The sequence below is a fragment of the Candidatus Mycobacterium wuenschmannii genome (assembly GCF_030252325.1).
In the GTDB taxonomy this organism is placed as follows: Bacteria; Actinomycetota; Actinomycetes; order Mycobacteriales; family Mycobacteriaceae; genus Mycobacterium; species Mycobacterium wuenschmannii.
Window position 1 is genome coordinate 587,977 of sequence record NZ_CP126981.1, and the last position, 20,834, is coordinate 608,810.

A 20,834-nucleotide genomic window follows, 5' to 3' on the forward strand; every position below is an offset into this window, starting at 1 on the left:
CCCTCCCGATAGCATGGTCGGGTCCGTTTGTAGACCCGAAAGCCATGGAGACCGCGTCGATGACCGCCCTCGCACACCCCGTTCCGGCACCCCCGATCCGGGTGGCTGCCGGGACGACCGCGGCGGCCGCGGTCCGCGAGGCCGGGCTGCCGGGCCGTGGTGCGGCCGACGCGATCGTGGTGGTGCGCGACGCCGACGGCGCCCTGCGTGACTTGAGCTGGGCTCCCGACACCGATGCCGACGTCATCCCGGTCGCCGCCGACACCGACGACGGGCGCAGCGTGATCCGGCACTCGGCTGCCCATGTGCTGGCTCAGGCCGTGCAGGATCTGTATCCGCACGCCAAGCTCGGCATCGGCCCGCCGATCACCGACGGCTTCTATTACGACTTCGCGGTCGAAGAGCCGTTCACCCCAAAGGATCTCGACAAGCTGGAAAAGCGGATGCGCCAGATCGTCAAGGAGGGGCAGCTGTTCGACCGGCGGGTCTACGAGTCGAAGGACGCGGCGCGCGCCGAGTTGGCGGGGGAGCCGTTCAAGCTCGAACTGGTCGACGACAAGTCCGGCGACCCCGACGTAATGGAAGTCGGCGGCGACGAGCTCACCGCCTACGACAACCTGAATCCCCGTACCCGCGAACGGGTGTGGGGTGACCTGTGCCGCGGACCGCACATCCCGACCACCAAGCACATCCCGGCATTCAAGCTCACTCGCAGCTCGGCCGCGTACTGGCGGGGCGACCAGAACAATGCCAGCCTGCAGCGCATCTACGGCACCGCGTGGGAATCGCAGGAGGCACTGGACCGCCACCTGGAATTGCTGGCGGAGGCCCAGAAGCGCGACCACCGCAAGCTGGGTGTCGAGCTGGACCTGTTCAGCTTTCCCGACGAAATCGGTTCGGGCCTGGCGGTTTTCCATCCCAAGGGCGGCATCATCCGGCGTGAGCTGGAGGAGTACTCGCGGCGCAAGCACGAGCAGGCCGGCTACGAGTTCGTCAACACCCCGCACATCACCAAGGAACATCTGTACGTCACGTCGGGCCACCTCGAGTGGTACGCCGACGGCATGTATCCGCCGATGCATCTCGACGCGGAGTTCAACGAAGACGGCACCGTGCGTAAGCCCGGCCAGGATTACTACCTGAAGCCGATGAACTGCCCGATGCATCACCTGATCTACCGGTCGCGGGGACGGTCGTATCGCGAACTTCCGTTGCGGCTCTTCGAGTTCGGCAGCGTCTACCGCTACGAGAAGTCCGGTGTGATCCACGGCCTGACCCGGGTGCGCGGCATGACCCAGGACGACGCGCACATCTACTGCACCCGCGAGCAGATGCGCGAGGAGCTCACCTCCGTGCTGAAGTTCGTGCTCGACCTGTTGGCCGACTACGGGCTCAACGACTATTACCTGGAGCTGTCCACCAAGGATCCCGAGAAGTACGTCGGCTCAGACGAACTCTGGGATGAGGCGACCGACATCCTGCGCGAGGTCGGCGAGGCCTCCGGGCTGCAACTGGTGCCCGACCCGGGCGGCGCCGCGTTCTACGGGCCGAAGATCTCGGTGCAGGTCAAGGATGCCCTGGGCCGCAGCTGGCAGATGTCGACCATTCAGCTCGACTTCAACATGCCCGACCGGTTCGAGCTGGAGTACACCGCAGCCGACGGCTCCCGGCAACGTCCGGTGCTGATCCACCGCGCGCTGTTCGGGTCGATCGAGCGGTTCTTCGGCATCCTCACCGAGCACTACGCCGGTGCCTTCCCGGCGTGGCTGGCGCCGGTGCAGGTGGTCGGCATCCCCGTCGCCGACGGTCACGTTCCTTACCTGGAAGACATTGCCGCACAGCTGAAGTCGCAGGGTATCCGGGCCGACGTGGATGCCAGCGACGACCGGATGGCCAAGAAGATCGTCAACCACACCAACCAGCGGGTGCCGTTCATGCTGCTGGCAGGCGACCGTGACGTGGAGGCCGGGGCGGTCAGCTTCCGGTTCGGCGACCGCACCCAGATCAACGGCGTTCCCCGCGACGAGGCGGTGGCCGTCATCAAGCGGTGGATCGCCGATCGCGAAAACGACGTTCCCACAGCCGATTTGGTCAAGGTGAGTTCTCATGGCTGACGACTCGATCGTCGACCGGGGCGCCGGCGAGGCCGATCACCTGCAGCGGCTGTGGACCCCGTACCGGATGAGCTACCTCGCCGAGGGTCCGCTCAAGCAGGACAACGACAACAAGGAACAACCCTTCACCGACATCCCGCAACTGTCGGACGAGGACGGTCTGGTCGTTGCCCGCGGCGAACTGGTCTACGCGGTGCTGAACCTGTACCCGTACAACCCCGGCCACCTGATGGTGGTGCCGTATCGACGCTTCTCCGAAATCGAAGACCTGACCGAAGCGGAGAGCGCCGAGCTGATGGCGTTCATCCAGAAGGCAATTCGCGTCATCAAGAACGTCTCGCGGCCGCATGGTTTCAACGTCGGAGTCAACCTGGGGCACTCGGCGGGCGGTTCGTTGGCGGAACACCTGCACGTGCACGTGGTGCCGCGGTGGGGCGGCGACGCCAACTTCATTACGATCATCGGCGACTCGAAAGTGATTCCGCAGCTGTTGCGCGACACCCGCCAGTTGCTGGCGACGGAGTGGGCCAAGCAGTCGTGAGCAGACTGTTGTCCCGCGAGGGCGTCGCACGGGCCACCGGCCCGGTGGCGCGGGCGTTCCTGCGCGCGGGTTTCACAGCGGACGGCGTGACGATCATCGCGACAGCGGCGGCGGTGCTGGCCGCGCTGACTCTGTTCCCCATCGGGCGGCTGTTCGCCGGGACCATGGTGATCTGGTTCTTCGTCATGTTCGACATGGTCGACGGTGCGATGGCGCGAGAAAGCGGCGGTGGCACGCGATTTGGCGCGGTCCTCGACGCGACCTGCGACCGGATCAGCGACGGCGCGGTGTTCTGCGGGCTGGCGTGGTGGGCCGCCTTCGGTCTAGGAAGCCGGCCGCTGGTGGTGGCGTTGTTGATCTGTCTGGTGACATCGCAGGTGATCTCGTACATCAAAGCGCGCGCCGAGGCCAGTGGGCTACGCGGCGACGGTGGCCTCATCGAACGACCGGAACGCCTGATCATCGTCTTGGTCGGAGCGGGTCTCTCCGATCTGCCGTTCTTCCCGCTGCCGTGGGCGTTGCCGATCGCGGCGTGGGCCCTGGCCGCGGCCAGCATGGCCACCTGTGCCCAGCGGTTACACACCGTGCGGCACTCGAGTGGCGCCGCGACTCCGCTGCCGCCGCCGGGGAAGTCGGGCGAGGCTGAGCCGTGATCGTTCCCGATGGTCTGAAACTGCCTGGCCTGAGCGATCTTTCGCTGGGCAGCCGACTGGCCGACTGGGGGTACGCGACCGGCTGGTTGACGGTGCGGACCATCCCGGAGTTCGCCGCACGCAACATCTTCGATGCTGGAGCGCTGTATGCGTCACGCGGCGGGGGACCGGACCAACTGCGCAAGAACCTGGCCCGCGTGACCGGGGTCGAGCCGAAGGAGGTGCCCGGCAGCCTGATTCGGGCGGCGCTGGCTTCCTACGCGCGGTACTGGCGTGAAGCCTTCCGGCTGCCGTCGATGGACCTCGAGGCGATCGGGCGCGCGATGGCCGAAACATCGTTGGGCGCAGAGCATGTCGATGCGGCACTCGCGAAGGGCAACGGCGCGGTGCTGGCACTGCCGCACAGCGGGAACTGGGACCTGGCCGGGGTGTGGATGGCCCAGAACTACGGTCGCTTCACCACCGTTGCGGAACGACTCAAGCCGGAGTCGCTTTATCAACGCTTCCTTGACTATCGGGAAAGCCTTGGCTTCGAGGTGATTCCGCTCTCCGGGGGCGAGCAGCCGCCGTTCCCGTTGCTCGGCGAGCGGCTCAAAGCCAACAAAGTCGTATGCCTGATGGCTGAGCGGGACCTCAGCCGCGCCGGCGTCGAGGTCGACTTCTTCGGCGAGCCAACCCGCATGCCCGCCGGCCCGGCCAAGCTGGCGATCACTACCGGAGCCGCGCTGCTCCCCACCCACAGCTGGTACGACGGCGAGATCTGCCGCGTCGACATCGACCCCGCGTTGGACACCTCCAGCGGGGATGTCCGCGTCGTCACGCAGGCACTGGCCGACGTCTTCGCCCGCAACATCGCCGAGCACCCCGCGGACTGGCACATGTTGCAGCCGCAGTGGCTCGCCGATCTGTCCGAGGAACGACGGGCCCGATTGGCGGACAGCTAGTGCGCATCGGGATGGTGTGTCCGTACTCGTTCGACGTGCCGGGCGGTGTGCAGTCGCACGTCCTGCAGCTTGCCGAGGTGATGCGGAGGCGGGGGCAGGACGTCAGCGTGCTGGCACCCTCGTCTCCGCATGTGCAGTTGCCCGACTACGTCGTGTCCGCCGGCCGCGCCGTCCCGATTCCGTACAACGGTTCGGTGGCCCGGCTGCAGATCAGCCCCGCGGTCAGCGGAAAGGTCCGCCGCTGGCTGACCGAGGGCGAATTCGACGTCCTGCACCTGCATGAGCCGAATGCGCCGAGCGTGTCCATGTGGGCGCTGCGCATCGCCGAGGGCCCGATCGTCGCCACCTTTCACACCTCGACCACCAAGTCGCTGATGCTGTCGATGTTCGGCGGCCTGCTGCAACCCATGCACGAGAAGATCATCGGCCGCATCGCCGTCTCCGACCTGGCCCGACGCTGGCAGATGGAGGCCCTGGGGTCCGACGCGGTCGAGATCCCCAACGGCGTCGACGTCGCTGCGATGGCCGGCGCGCCCCTGCTCGACGGGTATCCGCGACCCGCCAAAACCGTCTTGTTCCTCGGCCGCTACGACGAACCGCGCAAAGGCATGGCGGTGCTGCTCGAAGCGCTCCCGACGTTGGTCGAGCGATTCCCCGGACTGCAAGTGCTGATCGTCGGCCGCGGCGACGAGGACGAGTTGCGGGAGAAGGTCGGCGGATTGGCCGGCCACCTGCGATTTCTCGGGCTGGTCGACGACGCCGCGAAGGCCTCGGCGATGCGCAGTGCCGATGTCTACTGCGCGCCGCATCTGGGTGGCGAGAGCTTCGGCATCGTGCTCGTCGAGGCGATGGCCGCGGGCACGCCGGTGGTCGCCAGCGACCTGCACGCGTTCCGGCAGGTGTTGCGCGATGGCGAGGCCGGCCTGCTGGTCAAGGCCGACGACAGCGCCGCACTCGCCGACGGCCTGATCGCGGTGCTGGAGGACGAGGCGCTGGCCACCCGCTACGCCGAGGCCGGCTCGAAGGCGGTACAGCGGTACGACTGGTCGGTAGTGGCCAACCAGATCATGCGGGTCTATGAGACGGTGGCCGTCCGCGGCAGCAAAGTCCAGGCGGCGAGCTGATGTGGTGGACGATCGCGCTGGTTGCGGCCGTGGTCGCGCTGGTGTCGGTGTTGCTCGGGTTCGGCGTGTGGGCGTACCGAATGGCCAACCGGCTCGACCGCTTGCATGTGCGTTACGACCTGTCCTGGCAGGCACTCGATGCCGCTCTGGCCCGCCGGGCCGTGGTGGCCCGCGCGGTCGCGGCGAATGCGCTGGGCGGCCATTCCGACGCTGAGGCCAGGGAGTTGGTGACGCGCGCCGACGCCGCCGAAAGCGCTGGGCGCCGGGAGCGCGAGGGTTGTGAGAACAAGCTGGCCGCCGCGCTCGCGATGGTCGATCCGGCGTCGGTGCCGGCGGGTGTGATCGCCGAACTGTCCGATGCCGAGGCCCGGGTGGTACTGGCCAGGCGATTCCACAACGACGCGGTCCGCGACACGCTCGCGCTGCGTGAGCGACGTCTGGTCCGGTGGTTCCGATTGGCTGGAACAGCAAAGCTGCCAACCTATTTCGAGATCGCCGAGCGGTCGCACGCACTGCGGCACGCCGACCACCCGGCCGCTGACCGGCGTACGTCGGCGCGGGTGGTGCTGCTCGACGAGACCGGCGCGGTCCTGCTGTTGTGCGGGTCCGACCCCGCGGCCATCGGGCCCGCATCCCGGTGGTGGTTCACCGTCGGCGGCCAGGTCGCCGACGGCGAATCGCTTGCCCAGGCCGCCGCGCGTGAGCTGGGCGAGGAGACGGGTCTGCGCGTCGACCCCGTCGATATGATCGGGCCGATCTGGCGGCGCGACGCGGTGTTCGACTTCAACGGCGCCGAGATCGACAGCGAGGAATTCTTCTTCGTGTACCGCATCCCGCGCTTCGAACCGTCGGCGGCGGGCCGCACCGAACTGGAGAACCGCTACATCCACGGCCACCGATGGTGTGAGCCTGCCGACATCGTCGCGCTGGCCGACGCCGGCGAGACGGTCTACCCGCTGCAGCTCTCCGAACTGCTTGCCGAGGCAGCGGCGCTGGCAGGTGCGCCGGATCGGCCCCGTCAGCTGCAATCCATCCGCTGAGCCGTCGAGCGCTCCGCTGGCCGCACACTCGACGCCGAGCGCTCCGCTAGTGGCGCGTTCGCTCCGGCTTTCGGCGTGAGCCGTGGTGCCGCCTGGAAAATACGATTTGGCATCCACCCCTAGAATTGGGTGACACCCAGCTATAAGGAGATCAGCAGTGGATAGCGCCCAGCCGAATGGCACCGCGCGGACGGGAACCGCGCGAGTCAAGCGCGGCATGGCCGAGATGCTCAAGGGCGGCGTCATCATGGACGTCGTCACGCCGGAGCAGGCCCGCATCGCCGAGGGCGCCGGCGCCGTCGCGGTCATGGCGCTGGAGCGGGTCCCCGCCGACATCCGCGCCCAGGGCGGGGTGTCGCGGATGAGCGACCCCGACATGATCGAGGGCATCATCTCCGCCGTCACCATCCCGGTAATGGCCAAGGCCCGCATCGGCCACTTCGTCGAAGCCCAGATTCTGCAGAGCCTTGGGGTGGACTACGTCGACGAGTCCGAGGTGCTGACCCCCGCCGATTACACCCACCACATCGACAAGTGGAAGTTCACCGTGCCGTTCGTCTGCGGCGCCACCAATCTGGGTGAGGCGCTGCGGCGGATCAACGAGGGCGCGGCGATGATCCGCTCCAAGGGCGAGGCGGGCACCGGCGACGTGTCCAACGCGACCACCCACATGCGGTCCATCGGGGGGGAGATCCGCCGCCTCGGTTCGCTGTCCGAGGACGAATTATTCGTTGCCGCAAAGGAATTGCAGGCCCCCTACGACCTGGTCGTGGAGGTGGCGCGGGCCGGGAAGCTGCCCGTCACGTTGTTCACCGCCGGCGGCATCGCTACCCCGGCCGACGCGGCGATGATGATGCAACTCGGCGCCGAGGGCGTATTCGTCGGCTCCGGGATCTTCAAGTCCGGCGACCCCGCGCAGCGGGCGGCGGCCATCGTCAAGGCCACTACCTTCTTCGACGACCCGGACGTGCTGGCCAAGGTGTCTCGCGGGCTGGGGGAGGCGATGGTCGGCATTAACGTGGAGCAAGTCCCGGAGCCCCATCGCCTCGCGCAGCGCGGCTGGTAAAAACAGTCCGTGTCGATCGAAAAGATCCTCGATCTCGAGCAGCTCGAGGTCGACATCTACCGGGGCAGCGTGTTCAGCCCCGAACAGGGCAACTTCCAGCGCACGTTCGGCGGTCAGGTGGCAGGCCAGTCGCTGGTATCCGCGGTGCGCACGGTCGACCCGCATTTTCTGGTGCACTCGTTGCACGGATACTTCATCCGCCCCGGAGACTCCTCAGCGCCAACGATTTTCATCGTCGAGCGACTGCGCGACGGCGGCTCGTTCTGCACGCGTCGGGTCAACGCCATTCAGCACGGCAAGACGATCTTCTCGATGTCGGCGTCATTTCAGACCGACCAGGAGGGCATCCACCACCAGGATGTGATGCCCTCGGCGCCGCCACCGGACGACCTGCCCGGCCTCAAGTCGATGAAGGTGTTTGACGACGAGGGCTTCAAGCAGTTTCAGGAGTGGGACATCCGCATCGTCCCGCGCGACCAGGTGCACCAGGTGCAGGGCAAGGCTGCGCAGCAACAGGTCTGGTTCAAGCACCGCGACCCGCTGCCCGACGATCCGGTGCTGCACATCTGCGCGTTGGCCTACATGAGCGACCTGACCCTGCTGGGCTCGGCGCAGGTCACCCACCTCGACGAACGCGAGCACCTGCAGGTCGCGTCGCTGGACCACGCGATGTGGTTCATGCGGGTGTTCCGCGCCGACGAGTGGCTGCTCTACGACCAGTCCTCGCCGTCGGCCACCGGTGGGCGGGCCCTGTGTCAGGGCAAGATCTTCAACCAGTACGGCGAGATGGTCGCCGCCGTCATGCAGGAGGGTCTGACGCGCTTCTCCACCGATCAGCGTTGAGCGCCGTGCGCATCGGGGTGTTGGCGCTACAGGGCGACGTCCGCGAGCATGTGGCGGCGCTGCGGGAAGCGGGGGCCGAGGCGATCAGTGTGCGGCGCCGCGACGAACTCGAATCCGTGGCTGGGTTGGTGATTCCCGGCGGCGAGTCCACCGCGATCAGTCACCTGCTGCGCGAGCTCGATCTGCTGGAACCGCTGCGGGCGAGGCTGGCCGACGGCCTACCCGCCTACGGCGCGTGTGCGGGAATGATCATGCTGGCCAGCGAGATTCGCGACGCCGGGACGGCCGGGCGCGAGGCGCTGCCGCTGTCGGCGATCGATATCACCGTGCGGCGCAACGCTTTCGGCCGTCAGGTCGACTCATTCGAGGGTGACGTCGACTTCGACGGGTTCGATGCTCCGGTGCACGCGGTGTTCATCCGCGCGCCGTGGGTGGAGCGAGTCGGGGACGGAGTGCAGGTGTTGGCGCGCGCGGCCGACCATCCGGTTGCGGTGCGACAAGGTCCCGTGCTGGCGACCGCGTTTCACCCCGAGGTGACCACCGACCGGCGCATCCACCAGTTGTTCGTCGACATCGTCAGCGGGCGACGCTGACAGGTGCCGGCAGCGCCCACCGCAAACCGCCGACCAGAACGCGGCCGATGCTGCGCACCACCGTGACCTCCACGGGTGGAAAGTACGGCAACAGCAACGGGATTCGAGCCCACAGCGGCAGCATGGATACCGCGGTCGCGGACAGCACGCCATAGGGTGCCCGCGCCGCCAGCGACAACGGCGGCGTCAACAGCAGGAATCGGGCCGCATCTCGGGCCGCGGCGGTGCTGCGCAACTCCGGCCGGTAATCGTTGAGCCGTTGCGCCAGTTCGCCTTCCGTTCGCGGAGGATCCGCCACACCCAGCTTGGCGGCGATCTCGGCCATGTCGGCGACATAGCCGTCCCGGCCGGCTTGGTCCAGCGGAGCCGCGCCGTACAACTGGTGGGCGCGCAGAAAGCTGTCGGCCTCGGCGATGTGTACCCACTCCAGCAGGTGCGGGTCGGTCGCGGTGTAGGCGCGACCGTCGGCGGCGACACCGTGCACGCGCCGGTGAATTCCGCGCACCCGGTCCACCGCGCGCTGCGCGTCCACTGCAGATCCGAATGTCGTCTCGGCCAGGAAGGTGCTGGTGCGCTGCAGCCGGCCCCACGGGTCCTCGCGGTAATTGGAGTGCTCGGCCACGCCGGCCATCGCCAACGGGTGCAGCGACTGCAGCAGCAGGGCGCGGAGACCGCCGACGAACATCGACGCGTCGGCATGCACCCGGCGGATGGGTCGGTCGTCGGCGAACCAGCGAGGTCCCGGCGTCTCGTGGATGCGCTCGCGCTCCGCTGGACCGTCCGGCCCCGCGACCATTTCGAACAAGCTGCTTCCCAACGCGTCCCGTACCGCCTGTAGAGGGTTTTGCGTGGTCATGGCCTCCACGGTAATGCAGCGTTTGAATTCCGGCGCCACGGTGTAATGCCTGTCGAATGGATTTCGACAAGCGGGTGCAGTCCTGGCACGACATTCCCGGTTGGTTCCAGTGGCGCCACCATCAGGAGGAAGCGGTTGCGCATTTCCCGGACGGCAGCCGGTTCGCCGAAGTCGGCTGCTATCTGGGCCGCAGCATCTGCTCGCTGGGCGAAGTCGTGCGGGCGGCGGGCCTGGCGAATCGGATTGTCGGCGTCGATACCGCGCGGGGCAGCGGACCCGAGGGCGTCAGCGAGACCGACGCGCACGGGCCCGCTGTCGAGCATGGTGGCGGTACGTTCGCAGGGCTGTTGCACCGCAACATCATTGACTGCGGTCTGGCTGACACGGTCCAGTTGGTGATCAGTGATTCCGTTGCTGCCGCATCGCTGTTCCCCGACGAATCGTTCGCCTGGGTGCACATCGACGCCAGTCACGACTACGACTCCGTCATCGCCGACGTCGACGCGTGGGCGCCCAAGGTACAGCCGGGCGGTTGGTTGTCCGGCGACGACTACGAAGCCGACTGGTGGCCGGGCGTGGTGTCGGCGGTGCACGACGCCTTACCCGACGCACGCTCGTGGGAATCGATGCAGTGGCGGTGGATCAAGCCGGGCTGAAATTAGTGCCGCCGGTGGCCGTGGGAGTCCGTTAGGCTTCCGGGCGTGCGACTCGTCCACGGCTTTGCGGCGCTGCTGACTGCGGCGGGCGTCCTCGTCGCGTCGCCCGCGGCGGCCATTCCGGTTGTGGCGCAGAGCAAGATCGACGCGCTGTTGCTATCCGACGATGACGTCAGCTCGATCGTCGGGCTTCCACTTCGTCGAGTCGGGGATATTCGTCCGAAACCCGGACAAGCGGGTCCTCTCCCGGATCGGGACGACTGTCGATCGTTCGTGCAGTCTGACGTCAGCCTGTGGACCGCGGAGTTCACCGCTTTCCGGCGCGTTCAGCAGCGGGACGATCCCGAAACACCTCAGTTCGCGGTCACTCAATCCGTCGCGTTGTACCCCAACGCGATGACCGCCGCCGGTACCTTCCGGCGCGCGTTCGCACCCGACATGGTCGGCCGCTGTGGCTCGGTGACGTTGACCGACACCTCCAACGCGTCCTGGCGCATCGACAAGGTTTCGATTACCGGGAATCACGCGAGCTGGATGCTTGCGAACCTGCAGGACGGTCAGGACACCACCTGGCGGTGCGCGAATGAGATTCGGCAAAAGGGCAATGCGATGTTCATGGAGTTTGAATGTCAGTACGGAAACGGGGGCCCGTTGGTGGCGCAGATGGCCAACCTTATTGCCAACCGGATCCCGTCATGACGGACGTTGATCGCACGCGACGGATATTGGCCGGTCTCGGAGGATTAGGCTGTGCGGCCATGCTGGCTGTGGGCTGCTCGCATCCGCAGCCTGAACCCGAAACGGGGCCGATGCACGTTCCGGCGCCCAGCGACAGTCTGAAAGGGCAGACTTCAGACGCGGTCGCGCCAAGTGGCCCGCCGTCGGCCAGCGCTGAGGCGAAACCCGTTCCGCCACCGGTGGTTACGCCCGACAGACTGCGCACGCTGGTGGTTCCGCCGGACGTGTCTGGCCCGATCGTCGGTTCGCCGCTGGGATTTGAAAAATTGTTCAACCAACCCGCCCCGTCGATTGACTTGGGTGGGAAGTCCTCGTGTGCGGTGCTTTTCGGCCCGACGGTCCACGATTACGGCAGAGAGTGGACCGCGTACAAGGGCGCGCAGCAGAAGAACGCTGAGGACAACGCGGACCACGTCGTCGGTCAGGGTGCCGGGTCCTACGCGGACACCGACACCGCGCGGCGTGCGTTCACGGCGGCCTTCCCGCCGGCCTTGACCGAATGCGATGGAGTCGCGGTCAACAATCCGCGCGACAAAAACCCCCAAATCACCTGGCGCTTCGATGTTTCCAGTGTCGACGGCGCCAGTGCACGGTGGACTCGCACCCAACTCAACGGCGGCCAGCCGACGGATTGGGGTTGCGCCTACGAGGCTCGGGTGAAAAGCAATGTGCTGCTGTACACCTCGGTGTGCGAGCACGGCGATGGCGGCGCCGCGGCAGCCGGCCAGCTGGCCGACCGGATGACGGTGTGGTTCCCGGACTCCTGATCGAGACCGTCAGATAGCCCGGCTGAGAATGTAGTCGGTGAGGCGCTTGACCGCTTGACTGGGATTACCCATCTGACCCACGCTCGAGATCGACATGACGTTGCCCAGCCGGAACGCGACGGCTACACAGTTGTATCCGGTGTACTCGCCCCAGTTCCTCGCGGCGATCGTCCAGATCATGACGTCGTCGTTGGTCTTGAAGTCATACAGTTCCCAGGAGAATCCCTCTGGTACAGGCCCGCCCTGCATGATGGCGTGGTCACAGCTCCGGAAGAAATTCGGGTTGTAAGCGGCGTCGAAGCGGTTGCGGGTGCTACCGGCATCGGCGAATATGCCGACCGACTGACCAACAAAGATCTGGGTGGGGTCACCCGGGACGGTCCAGGTCTGAGTGCGAAATGCCGAATAGTCCGAACCCCAGGCGTCGACGTCGTTGGTGGCAAAAAGTTTTCTGCAGTCGTCACGCTGACTCAGCGGTTCCGGTTGCCAGGGCCGCGCCGGGAGCGGGTCGACGTCGTGCCGTACTTGGAGGCCGACGTATTGGCTCACCTCGTCGTCGGACGGGATCAGCGACACGATGCGGCCCGGAGGAACATTGCTGGCCCCTGCGAGCGGCGACTGCGTCCACAGCGCCGCGACGACGACGGCGGCGATGGTGACTGTCTGAGGGATCAGGCGCACCGGTCGATCATATCGAGCCTGCGGTGCTGCACGGGCGCTGATTTCAGGCGTCGATGTCCGCTCGAGGAGTCAGTACCGGGGCAGTGTGATCTTCTCCGCTGCAATACCGCCGAAGGTCTTGCCGGCCAATCCCATAGCGGTGCGCACGGGTGGGCTTGCGATCAGGCGGGCCGCCGCGTGCAGCCCTCGGATACCGGACCGGGTTCTGGGGTTGGCCACCCGTAACACCGCCGGCCGGACACGTTGCGCGGCGTCGACATGCGGCCGCATGAATCGCTCGTAGCCGGCCAGCGCGGTGCTCACCTCGCCGTGGCGCGACAGCTCGCCGGCCAGCACATAGGCGCCGATCAGCGCCAGGCTGCTGCCCCCGCCGCCGACCGGTGACGGGCAAAAGGCGGCATCGCCCAACAGGGCGATCCGGCCCGCACTCCACTGCGGCGCGCGAATTTGTCCGAGCGCATCGAAATACATTGGTGCATGCTCTATTTGGGCCAGAATGCGCTGTGCGACTCCGCCCGCGTCGGCGAAGGTGCGACGCAGGATCGCGATCTGGTCGCCTCGGTCGAGGTCTTCCAGGCCCTTGACATCCGACATGAATGACAGCATCGCGCGGGTGCTCCCGATGTTGTCAGGACGCAGATGTATTGCGCGCGAACCGGGGACGTGCCGCCAATTCCACCAGCGGTCGTCGGACTCGTCGCGGGCAATGGTCAGATACGCGATGTACATCCCCAGATCGGTTGGGGCGGTGGGCAGCACCAGGTCGCGAGTGCGCGAGCGCAGACCCTCGGCGATGACGATCAGGTCGGCGTCCAGTGATTCGCCGTCGTTGAGTGCCGCGGTGACCCGGTCGCCGTGGTCGATCAGATCCACGATCTGTGTGCCGAAACGGTAGTCGGTGGTGGAAGTGGTGTGCTCGATCAGAATGCGGGATAGCTCGCCGCGCAGAATCTCCAATTCGGCGGTCGGGCCGTCGCCGCCGGATTCGGCCATCGGAAACGACGCTGCCGGGGACCCGTCAGACCGGACGAAGCGCATGCCTATTTCGGTGGTGTTAGCGGCACGGATCTCGTCTTCGATGCCCATCCGGCGAACGACCTCGCGCGCGGCGCCGCGCACGTCGACGTTGTGTCCTTCGTCGCGTTGGCGGTCGAACCGCTCGACGACGGTGGTCTGCCAACCCGTCTGGGCGAGTTGGTGGGCGAGCGCGGGTCCGGCGATTCCGGCGCCGGAGATGACGGCATGGCGATTCACCTGCTCTACATAACACCGACGGCGCGCGGCGAAACCTGAAGCTCCACTCACCCGGCCAGTGCGGCGAGGCGGATATTCCGAGCATCGATGTCCGACTGCGCGGGTGGAACGAGGACGTCGCCGCCCGGTCCCGCGGTGGCCTGCGCGTACGTGACGTGCGGAAGTTGGTCGCGCTCATACTGATTGAATGCCGCAGTGATGTCATCAGGGTGCTCGGTCAGCGCCCGGGCCAGCAGCCATGCGCCGGTCATCGCCAGACTCGTTCCCCGGCCGGACAGTGGTGACGCGCAGTACGCCGAGTCGCCGACAAGGACGACCCGACCGCGATGCCAACTCGGCAGGTGAATCTGGCTGACCGAGTCGAAGTAGAGCTCGGCGTCGGCGTCGGCGGCATCGAGAAGTTCGCGAATTCGCCACCCGCTGTGCCCGGCGAACGCGTCGCGCAGGATCTGCTTCTGTGCGCCCAGATCGTGGTAGTCGTAGTCGATCCACGGTGAGCGAACATGAACACCGCCAACGCTTTATCGCGGTAGGCCGCGATGCCCGCCATGCGCCCCGGGGTGTTGTAGATCGGGTTGCGGCGCTCGGGCTGCGTGGAGCCGGGCAATTGCGCGAGAGCGACATAGAGGCCTAGGTGCCGAAGAAACTGGTCTTCGGACCCGAACATGAGGCGCCGTGTGCCCGAGTGCATACCGTCGGCGCCGACCACGATGTCGAAACGCTGCGTCTCACCAGAGGCGAAGCACACCTCGACGCCGTCGTCGGCGTCGTGAAGTTCGGCAACCGACTGACCGAAATGCAGGGTGGCAGAGGGCTTCAGCGCCCCGCGTAGCACCTGGGCCAGATCCTCGCGGGGGATCTCGACGTCGTCGGGCCGGTCGTTGAACTCGGTGTCGGGCAGTTCGGCGAGAGGCTCGCCGTCGGCGTCGACGAACAGCAGGCGTTCACTCATGTCCACCCGGCGGGCCCCGATTGCGTCGAGCACGCCCATCTTCTCGGCGACGTCGATCGCAGCGCCGCGGATGTCGATCGGGGAGCCGTTGACCCGAAGATGATCGGCGCGCTCGACGATCGTGACGTCGTGGCCGGTGGCGCCGAGCGTGATGCCTGTGCTGAGCCCTGCCATGCCACCGCCGGTTATCAGAATCCGCATGCCCATTCCCTCCCTAGATAAGATACGATCTGTTCCTTACGGACGGTAGCGGAGGTCGATAGGAAACGCAATGTCTCTAAAGGGCGAGGTTCCACAGCGCCGGCGCGGCGCAGCGCTGGAAACCGCGTTGCTCGATGCCGCGTGGGCGGAGCTGGCCGAGCGTGGTTACGACGACCTCACCATCGACGCGGTGGCTACTCGCGCCGGGACGAGCCGGGCAGTGCTGTATCGCCGTTGGCCGGGCAAACACGAGCTGATGTTGGCCGCCCTGGTCCACCAGGCCAGGGCGGAGCCGGTGGCGATACCCGACACCGGCAGCCTGCGCGGCGACGTCATCGCTGTGATGCACGAGGCGAACAAGGTGCGACCCCGGTTGGTGGCACAACTACTCACACGGCTGGGCGGTTTCTACGCCGATGCGAGCACCAACCTCGCCGAGTTGAGCGCCTATGTATTGGGTGGACGCAACGCGGTGACCGACGAATTGATCGGTCGGGCCGTCGAGCGGGGTGAAGTCGAGCCCGGCCAGATCAGCGGCCGGGTGGCCCGGCTGCCTATCGACCTGTTCCGCCACGAGTTGTTGATGACCCTGCAACCGGTCGCCGACGAGGTCATCGAGGAGATCGTCGACGGCATTTTCTTGCCGCTGGTCAGGCTGGGCGCCGACGATCAAAGGCCCACGTAGACTCGTCAGGCGAAACCGGGAGCGACAGAAGAGGTAGCAGCCGATGAGCGGCCATTCCAAGTGGGCCACCACCAAGCACCAGAAGGCCGTCAAAGATGCGCGTCGTGGCAAGGAATTCGCGCGGCTGATCAAGAACATCGAGGTCGCTGCGCGCACTGGCGGCGGCGACCCGACGGGCAACCCGACGCTGTACGACGCCATTCAAAAGGCCAAAAAGACATCGGTGCCCAACGACAACATCGAGCGCGCCCGCAAGCGCGGCGCGGGTGAAGAAGCCGGCGGCGCCGACTACCAGACCATCATGTACGAGGGCTACGGCCCCAACGGCGTTGCCGTGCTGATCGAGTGCCTGACCGACAACCGCAACCGGGCGGCCGGCGAGGTCCGCGTCGCAATGACTCGCAACGGCGGCAATATGGCCGACCCGGGCTCGGTGTCCTACCTGTTCACCCGCAAGGGCGTGGTCACGCTCGAGAAGAACAGCCTGACCGAGGACGACGTACTTGCGGCCGTGCTGGACGCCGGCGCAGAGGATGTCAGCGATCTCGGTGAGAGCTTCGAAATTGTCTCCGAGCCAACCGATCTCGTCGCGGTGCGGACCGCGCTCCAGTGCGCCGGCATCGACTACGACTCGGCAGAGGCCAGCTTCCAGCCGTCGGTCAGCGTGCCGGTCGACGTCGACGGCGCGCGCAAGGTGTTCAAACTTGTTGACGCGCTGGAAGACAGCGACGACGTGCAGAACGTGTGGACCAACGTCGACCTGTCCGACGAGGTGCTAGCCGCCCTCGACTCCGAATAGTCGAGGGCGGCCGGCCCCGGCCGGCGGCTCAACCGACGAGCGCGCCGCCTGCCCACACGTTGATCAGTGCGTCCCATAACTCCGGCACGGTGAGCGCCGGAATTTCGTGAATCGTTGTCAGTCCATCGACGACCGTTGTGGCTGAGGCGATCTGGTCGGACGACAACCCGAGGTAAACCAAGTGGGTCATTGCCCCCACCACGACGGCGTTCCAGTCGCTCCAGTCGATTGACAGGGGCTCCGCCCAGAGGTCGCCATCGATGTTGTAAATGTCGGTTGGGAAGAACGAGTCGGGAACGCCGTCGGGATTGGCGCCGAGCATCACAAAATGCAGAGCGTCCGTCGGGATTTTGTCGGCGAAGAGTTGCTGTTCGGCAAGGGCAGCCACGGCGCTGCTCTGTGAGTACGTGAAGATGGTCATTGGGTCGCTACAGACGCCGAGGGCGTTGCAATCCATCTCACCGGCCTTGAAGTCGGCGAGGATGCCGTTGATCAGGTCCTGCTGGCCCTGCTGAACGCTCTGCAGGAAGCTGAAGGTATTGGGTGTGGTCAGCGGCAGCACCGACGAGAGGTCGCCGTCGTAACCGTTCGGCTCGAGGTAGAGGTTGAATGCATTGCTGATGTAGCCGGCACCCGGCGTCGCTATACCCGTCGAGCCCAATATGAGGGCATGGGTCGAGTCATCCAGTACGTCGCTGAGCGGTGGTCCGGTCCACGGATCCACGCCGTGACTGACCCCCCCGAGCAGCCAGTCCTGAATCGCGCTCGCGCCAGCGGCCCAGAAGTCACTGTCGGAATCGGCGTTGGCCGGGCCGGCAAAAGCCAACGCGGCGCCGCATAGCGCCGCGGCGAAAAACATCTTCTTCATTGGTTCCCCCTTGTCGCACAATCAGCGCGAAGCCGAGTCGTCGGCAAGTCGTCGCGCTGTTTAATTCCCCCGGTTGGCGTGAGATGAGAATTTCTCAGCCGTCATTAAGCTATCGCCCGACATTCAAATGGGCCATCCGAATGGTGGCAAACTTTAGGACTTTTTTGACCTCAGATTTGGTGACCAAAGGAGGATTTTTGGCATATTCGAGGGTACTTCTCCTGCATTCAGTGGCGTTATTCGTTTCTCCCATCGCCTGCACGGGCGAAATCACCATCCGGAGGTTTGGAACGAAGGACCGTCTTCTCGGACGCCGCGCCAGCGCGGATGTCGTCAGGGAGATTCCGATGCGTGCCTGCACCGAGCCGGAAGATATGAATTAGATATTCACCTAATAAGGATTGCATTTGTCTCAGCGGGGTTGCGCGGGCCACTACGAACTCCGCTGACCGATTGCGGTGGCTCGGTTCCGTTCCGCCATTGTTGGTGGCAGCGAGACGCTAGTCGTAGCCGTGGCGCATGTCCTCGACAATGCGCGGATGTTCCAGCGTCGACGGCTCCAATCGGCGCGGTCGTACGTCGGTAGCAAATACCGTCGCCGCGTCGAGCACGGATTTGTCGAGAAACCGCAACGGCGGCGCATCGCGAGGCACGGTCGGTGTCGGGGGAGTATCGCCGCGACGGGCCAGTGTGAAGCCCCAGTCGCCGAACGTCGGCACGTACACGTGATACGGCGTGACGGCGTAGCCCGCCGAACTGATCGTCGAAACCGTTCGCCAAAAAGCGGTCTGGGTCGAGTACGGGCTACCTGACTGCACCACTATCAACCCACCAGGCCTGAGCACCCGCGAGATCAGCGCGTAGAACTCGGTGGAGTACAGCCGGCCGAGCGCGGGAGTGTCGGGGTCGGGGAGATCGACGATCACGGCGTCGAAGGTGGGCTGAGCGGTGTGACGCAGCCACGTCATCGCGTCGCCGGTCACGATGTGCACGCGCGGATTGTCCAGCGCTCCCGCGTTGGCGGAACGCATTGTGCTGCGGGCCAATTCGATCATCGCCGGATCGAGTTCGATCTGCACGATATTGTCGACGCCGGGTGCGCGCAGCAGTTCACGCGCCGCCAGGCCGTCGCCGCCGCCCAGCACCAGCACCGACCGGGCGCCGGCGCCGAGCGCGGGGTAGACCAGGCTCTCGGTGTAGCGGTACTCGTCGCGGGTGGAGAACTGCAGGCCCCCGTCGAGGTACAGCCGCATGTCGTTGCCGCGGCGGGTGACCACGATCTCCTGATACGCCGACTGCCGGAACGCGATGATCGGGTCCGCGTAAAGCCGCTGCCGGCTCGTGGTTTCGATGTCCTCGGCGCGTATCAGTAGCACCGCGAGCAGTACCAGCGCCAGCCCGAGCGCGCCCAGCGCGGCCAACAGCCACTTCGTACCGACCACTCTGCGCAGCAGAAAGATCGACACGACCGCTGCGGCAATGAGATTGACAATGCCGGTGGCCGCGGCGCCGCGGATCATGCCGAGGTGCGGCAGCAGGACGAACGGCCATGCCAGCCCGCCGAGCAGTGCTCCGAGATAATCGGCGGCGTTCAGGTTGGCCAGCGTCCGGCCGGTGTCGGTGGCCACATCTTCGGAGGCGGATCGCCCCGTCTGCAGCAGCGTCATCAGCAGTGGCACCTCGGCGCCCACCAGCGCGCCGATCAGCGCGGTGCCCAGCGCCAGCATCAGCAGCGATCCGCCGACAAACGAGAACAGCACATACAGCGCGGCGGCCGAGAGCCCGCCCACGATGGCCAGCAGCGCCTCGACCGCGACGAAAGTGATTGCCGCCCTCGGTAACAGCGGCTTGATCAGCAGAGCGCCGGCACCCAGGGCGGCGATGTAGCCCGAGACGATCAGCGAGGTGGCGACGATGCCGCCGCCGTTCAGGCTCGTCGACAGGGTCAGCAGCGCCAGCTCGTACACGATGCCGCACGCCGCGCATGCCGCGACCGCGGCGAGCAGCACCGCGCGCCAGCGCGTCGTCGACAGCTCAGCCGGTGTCGCGGTCATGACAGCGCGGCAGCGGTCACTCCTCCCACGGCCAACAACATGACGGCGGTGGCAAAGGCGGCCGGGTGCAACTCGGGCTCGCCGATGTGCTCGTGGAACTTGCCCGGTATCACCCAGTGCATGGCCAGGATCGCAACCCCCTGCAGCAGAACGCCGATGAGGCCGTACACGGCGACCCCGATGAGTCCTTGCCCGAGTTGGCGGTAGCTGCTGGTGATCGCGCAGATGACGACAGCGGCCACCGCGATGTAGTTGGCGCAGGCCAGGATCACGGCGTTGGGGCGGCGGTCGACGAACACCAGTTCCCTCAGCTTTCCGGGTGTCAGCACGTCGACGACGGCGAAGCCGAGGACCAGCACGGCGGTGCCGACCAAAAAGTACGAGATGGTGGCCAGGGCGCCTTGCAGGACCGGGTCGAGGTCGATCGATCCCAATTCAATGGCTAGATACATGACTATCTCCTTCTTCTGCCGGTCATTTCGTTCCGCCCGGGCCACCGGTGCTGCCACCCGAACCACGGGAAGGGGAGCCGGGGTAGAAGCCGGGGCCGAGGTAGATGAACGATCCGTGGCTGTAACCGGCGGACAGGTCCTCGACCCTGATGCTGCACGGATGGGTGCCGTCGACGCCGACCGACACGATGGCGTCGTCGTAGCGCAGATACTGGGTGCCCCCGCTGGAGGCGCGGGCGGCGGGATTCTGGTAGTTGTTCAACGTGTCGGCCACCTGGGCGGGCGATCCCGTGCACAGGTAGCGGGTGCCACCGGCGTCATGCGAGTAAGCCTGGTAGTGCGATGCGATGTATGAGCGAATATCTTTGTGCTGCAGCGATATTGCTAGAATGAGGCACAACACGGACCACGCGGCCAGGATGACGGAGATCGCGAACAAGTGGCTGCGACTCATGGACGCCACCGGCTGCTGGTGTAGACGACGGTGCCACCGGCCTCGGCCGGGTACAGGTGCCAGGTCTGCCACCGCCAACCGGCGCCGGCGGGCTCGGCCGCGAGCGCGGTCAGCGCCGCGTCATCGCCCGGGAAAGTTCCACCAAGCCAACCGGTTTCATTCCCGCAGCGCTCGCGCAGCCATTCGGCGAGCCGGCGGAACTCCGCTTCGCCCAGGAGGTCGGTTCGTGACTCGAGCTGGTAACCCGGAGCGTGCGTCTGCTCCGGGAGTGCACCCGCGAGATCGCACGAAATCTGTTCGGAGAACGTCGTATTCGGGTGTTCGACGGTGACGACGTGTGAGGCGCCCAGAACGCCGAGCATCAGTGCGCCGCCGTTGGGATGATCGACGCGATAGATGGCCAGGGGGAGTGGGACCGGCAGGTTCAGCGCCAACCCGAGTTCGGAACCGCGGACGTCGACAGGGGTGACCGACAGTCGGTGAAGGGGCACGGACGCGG

The 20,834-nt window shown here is 66.3% G+C and carries 24 protein-coding genes; 14 read left to right on the plus strand and 10 right to left on the minus strand.

Going from position 1 to position 20,834, the window contains the following annotated elements; genetic code table 11:
- Positions 1-59: 59 nt before the first annotated feature.
- The 9 genes from thrS to pdxT all read left to right on the plus strand — a co-directional run bounded on the left by thrS (position 60) and on the right by pdxT (position 8,918).
- Positions 60-2,114, plus strand: a complete 2,055-nt coding sequence (gene thrS, locus PT015_RS03040) for a threonine--tRNA ligase (protein ID WP_285188707.1) — start codon at positions 60-62, stop codon at positions 2,112-2,114.
- Positions 2,107-2,655, plus strand: coding sequence for an HIT family protein (locus tag PT015_RS03045; RefSeq protein WP_285188708.1), 549 nt, complete (start codon positions 2,107-2,109; stop codon positions 2,653-2,655). Before thrS ends, PT015_RS03045 begins: the two co-directional genes overlap by 8 nt.
- Positions 2,652-3,308, plus strand: a complete 657-nt coding sequence (gene pgsA, locus PT015_RS03050) for a phosphatidylinositol phosphate synthase (RefSeq protein ID WP_285188709.1) — start codon at positions 2,652-2,654, stop codon at positions 3,306-3,308. Before PT015_RS03045 ends, pgsA begins: the two co-directional genes overlap by 4 nt.
- On the plus strand, positions 3,308-4,252 hold the full coding sequence (locus PT015_RS03055; RefSeq protein ID WP_390887988.1) for a phosphatidylinositol mannoside acyltransferase: 945 nt from the start codon (positions 3,308-3,310) through the stop codon (positions 4,250-4,252). Before pgsA ends, PT015_RS03055 begins: the two co-directional genes overlap by 1 nt.
- On the plus strand, positions 4,252-5,376 hold the full coding sequence (locus PT015_RS03060) for a glycosyltransferase family 4 protein (RefSeq protein WP_285188710.1): 1,125 nt from the start codon (positions 4,252-4,254) through the stop codon (positions 5,374-5,376). The genes PT015_RS03055 and PT015_RS03060 overlap by 1 nt, the downstream gene beginning before the upstream one ends.
- Complete coding sequence (locus PT015_RS03065; RefSeq protein ID WP_285188712.1) at positions 5,376-6,416, plus strand: NUDIX hydrolase; 1,041 nt, start codon at positions 5,376-5,378, stop codon at positions 6,414-6,416. The genes PT015_RS03060 and PT015_RS03065 overlap by 1 nt, the downstream gene beginning before the upstream one ends.
- A 217-nt stretch (positions 6,417-6,633) precedes the next feature.
- Positions 6,634-7,482 carry a pyridoxal 5'-phosphate synthase lyase subunit PdxS gene (gene pdxS / locus PT015_RS03070; RefSeq protein WP_285190898.1) on the plus strand — a complete coding sequence of 283 codons (849 nt, stop codon included), beginning with the start codon at positions 6,634-6,636 and terminating at the stop codon, positions 7,480-7,482.
- A gap of 9 nt (positions 7,483-7,491) precedes the next feature.
- A complete protein-coding gene (gene tesB, locus PT015_RS03075; protein WP_285188713.1) occupies positions 7,492-8,325 on the plus strand; it encodes an acyl-CoA thioesterase II in 834 nt (277 codons plus the stop codon).
- Entirely contained in the window at positions 8,322-8,918 is a 597-nt protein-coding gene (pdxT, locus tag PT015_RS03080; RefSeq protein WP_285188715.1) for a pyridoxal 5'-phosphate synthase glutaminase subunit PdxT, read from the plus strand. Before tesB ends, pdxT begins: the two co-directional genes overlap by 4 nt.
- On the opposite strand, the gene PT015_RS03085 is transcribed toward pdxT, so the two are convergent.
- Entirely contained in the window at positions 8,902-9,774 is an 873-nt protein-coding gene (locus PT015_RS03085; protein ID WP_285188717.1) for an oxygenase MpaB family protein, read from the minus strand. The genes pdxT and PT015_RS03085 overlap by 17 nt on opposite strands.
- Positions 9,775-9,830: 56 nt before the next feature.
- On the opposite strand from PT015_RS03085, the gene PT015_RS03090 reads away from it, so the two are divergent.
- The 3 genes from PT015_RS03090 (at position 9,831) to PT015_RS03100 (ending at position 11,935) form a co-directional block, all read left to right on the plus strand.
- A complete protein-coding gene (locus PT015_RS03090; RefSeq protein WP_285188719.1) occupies positions 9,831-10,430 on the plus strand; it encodes a class I SAM-dependent methyltransferase in 600 nt (199 codons plus the stop codon).
- Positions 10,431-10,475: 45 nt separating this feature from the next.
- On the plus strand, positions 10,476-11,129 hold the full coding sequence (locus PT015_RS03095) for a sensor domain-containing protein (RefSeq protein ID WP_285188721.1): 654 nt from the start codon (positions 10,476-10,478) through the stop codon (positions 11,127-11,129).
- Between the two features lie 248 nt (positions 11,130-11,377).
- On the plus strand, positions 11,378-11,935 hold the full coding sequence (locus tag PT015_RS03100) for a sensor domain-containing protein (RefSeq protein WP_285188723.1): 558 nt from the start codon (positions 11,378-11,380) through the stop codon (positions 11,933-11,935).
- Between the two features lie 9 nt (positions 11,936-11,944).
- Here the strand turns inward: PT015_RS03100 and PT015_RS03105 are convergent, their stop codons facing one another.
- The 4 genes from PT015_RS03105 to PT015_RS03120 all read right to left on the minus strand — a co-directional run bounded on the left by PT015_RS03105 (position 11,945) and on the right by PT015_RS03120 (position 15,023).
- Entirely contained in the window at positions 11,945-12,616 is a 672-nt protein-coding gene (locus PT015_RS03105; protein WP_285188725.1) for a sensor domain-containing protein, read from the minus strand.
- A 69-nt stretch (positions 12,617-12,685) separates the two neighbouring features.
- Complete coding sequence (locus tag PT015_RS03110) at positions 12,686-13,870, minus strand: FAD-dependent monooxygenase (RefSeq protein ID WP_285188727.1); 1,185 nt, start codon at positions 13,868-13,870, stop codon at positions 12,686-12,688.
- 47 nt (positions 13,871-13,917) lie between these two features.
- Positions 13,918-14,217 (minus strand): FAD-dependent oxidoreductase, encoded by a 300-nt coding sequence (locus tag PT015_RS03115; protein WP_313825877.1) that lies wholly within the window; start codon positions 14,215-14,217, stop codon positions 13,918-13,920.
- Positions 14,118-15,023 (minus strand): FAD-dependent monooxygenase, encoded by a 906-nt coding sequence (locus PT015_RS03120; RefSeq protein ID WP_285188728.1) that lies wholly within the window; start codon positions 15,021-15,023, stop codon positions 14,118-14,120. Before PT015_RS03120 ends, PT015_RS03115 begins: the two co-directional genes overlap by 100 nt.
- A gap of 70 nt (positions 15,024-15,093) precedes the next feature.
- On the opposite strand from PT015_RS03120, the gene PT015_RS03125 reads away from it, so the two are divergent.
- Both PT015_RS03125 and PT015_RS03130 read left to right on the plus strand, forming a co-directional pair.
- Positions 15,094-15,708: a TetR/AcrR family transcriptional regulator gene (locus tag PT015_RS03125; protein WP_285188729.1), complete on the plus strand. Its 615-nt coding sequence runs from the start codon at positions 15,094-15,096 to the stop codon at positions 15,706-15,708.
- A 43-nt stretch (positions 15,709-15,751) separates the two neighbouring features.
- Complete coding sequence (locus PT015_RS03130; RefSeq protein WP_285188730.1) at positions 15,752-16,507, plus strand: YebC/PmpR family DNA-binding transcriptional regulator; 756 nt, start codon at positions 15,752-15,754, stop codon at positions 16,505-16,507.
- Between the two features lie 28 nt (positions 16,508-16,535).
- On the opposite strand, the gene PT015_RS03135 is transcribed toward PT015_RS03130, so the two are convergent.
- From PT015_RS03135 to PT015_RS03155, 5 genes are all read right to left on the minus strand, one after another.
- Complete coding sequence (locus PT015_RS03135) at positions 16,536-17,375, minus strand: PE-PPE domain-containing protein (RefSeq protein ID WP_285188731.1); 840 nt, start codon at positions 17,373-17,375, stop codon at positions 16,536-16,538.
- A 500-nt stretch (positions 17,376-17,875) separates the two neighbouring features.
- A complete protein-coding gene (locus tag PT015_RS03140; RefSeq protein ID WP_285188732.1) occupies positions 17,876-19,429 on the minus strand; it encodes a polyamine aminopropyltransferase in 1,554 nt (517 codons plus the stop codon).
- Positions 19,426-19,881 carry a DUF350 domain-containing protein gene (locus tag PT015_RS03145; protein ID WP_285188734.1) on the minus strand — a complete coding sequence of 152 codons (456 nt, stop codon included), beginning with the start codon at positions 19,879-19,881 and terminating at the stop codon, positions 19,426-19,428. The genes PT015_RS03140 and PT015_RS03145 overlap by 4 nt, the downstream gene beginning before the upstream one ends.
- Positions 19,882-19,903: 22 nt before the next feature.
- Positions 19,904-20,335 carry a DUF4247 domain-containing protein gene (locus tag PT015_RS03150; RefSeq protein WP_285188736.1) on the minus strand — a complete coding sequence of 144 codons (432 nt, stop codon included), beginning with the start codon at positions 20,333-20,335 and terminating at the stop codon, positions 19,904-19,906.
- Positions 20,332-20,826 carry a DUF2617 family protein gene (locus PT015_RS03155; RefSeq protein WP_285188738.1) on the minus strand — a complete coding sequence of 165 codons (495 nt, stop codon included), beginning with the start codon at positions 20,824-20,826 and terminating at the stop codon, positions 20,332-20,334. Before PT015_RS03155 ends, PT015_RS03150 begins: the two co-directional genes overlap by 4 nt.
- Between the last annotated feature and the right edge of the window lie 8 nt (positions 20,827-20,834).